The 280-nt window shown below is 43.9% G+C and carries 1 protein-coding gene; it reads right to left on the bottom strand.

Going from position 1 to position 280, the window contains the following annotated elements; genetic code table 11:
• A partial coding sequence (locus ACYQ3Q_RS28625) for a sigma 54-interacting transcriptional regulator (RefSeq protein WP_459931765.1) occupies positions 1-280 on the bottom strand: 280 nt, incomplete at both ends.

Genomic DNA, 280 nt, shown 5'->3' on the forward strand with positions numbered 1-280 from the left:
TCTAAAAATAAGGTTCCATCTTCCGCCAACTCAAATTTTCCTGGCTTTCCTCCCCGCTTTGCCCCGGTAAACGCCCCTTCTTCATACCCGAATAGTTCACTTTCTATAAGCGTTTCTGGGATGGCACTACAGTTTATGGCAATAAACGGTCCCTTACGGCGATAACTTGCTCCGTGAACAGCATGGGCAAATAGTTCTTTACCGGTTCCACTCTCGCCACTTATTAATATTGTTGAATCAGTTAAGGCCGCCTTTTGCAGTTTATTCTTAACATGAACAA

The sequence above is a fragment of the Desulfosporosinus burensis genome (assembly GCF_054657535.1).